This is a genomic window from Salinicola socius (assembly GCF_001937195.1).
Lineage (GTDB): Bacteria > Pseudomonadota > Gammaproteobacteria > Pseudomonadales > Halomonadaceae > Salinicola > Salinicola socius.
This window is the reverse complement of sequence record NZ_MSDO01000117.1, coordinates 1-597: the sequence shown is the minus strand read 5'-3', so window position 1 is coordinate 597 and position 597 is coordinate 1. Positions and strand designations below refer to the sequence as shown.

The following is a 597-nucleotide window of genomic DNA, read 5'->3' as shown; positions in this document are numbered from 1 at the left end:
CGACCCATGCGCTGTTGATCCATGGCGCTAATCGGCGCCAAAAGCATCGACCCGTCGGAGAGTGGTGGGTCGTGTAGGATTCGAACCTACGACCAATTGGTTAAAAGCCAACTGCTCTACCAACTGAGCTAACGACCCCTTCCGACTGGGCGCACATATTACTCATAACCATCGGAGCAGGCAAGCGTTTTTTCCCGCCCCGAGGCGGCTGTCACGACACCGGAATCAGGAGTCTTCGCGTCGCGGACGACGCGGTTTCTTCATCGCCGTCACCGGACGACGCTTGTTCTTGTCGCGGCTCCAGCGATTTTTCTCGTCAGGGGTCAGCTCCGGCACCTTGCGCGGTTCGAGGCCGGCCAGGGTCGACAGCTCGTCGATCTCGTCCTGGGTCATCTCGGTCCACTCGCCGGCCTTGGCCCGCTTGTCGAGGAAGATGTTGCCATAGCGCACGCGCTTCAACCGACTCACTGTCAGCCCCTGGGACTCCCACAGCCGGCGAACCTCACGGTTGCGCCCTTCCAGGATCACGACGTGGAACCAGGTATTGATGCCTTCACCACCGAACTCCTGCACGTCGGAAAAACGCGCCGGGCCATC

The 597-nt window shown here is 60.8% G+C and carries 1 protein-coding gene and 1 tRNA gene; both read right to left on the bottom strand.

Features of this window, described 5'->3' with window-relative positions; genetic code table 11:
- Positions 1–62: 62 nt before the first annotated feature.
- A tRNA-Lys gene (locus BTW07_RS19135) sits at positions 63–138 on the bottom strand.
- Between the two features lie 87 nt (positions 139–225).
- Positions 226–597 (bottom strand): pseudouridine synthase family protein (locus BTW07_RS19130; RefSeq protein ID WP_482822369.1); only part of this gene is annotated, 372 nt, incomplete at its 5' end.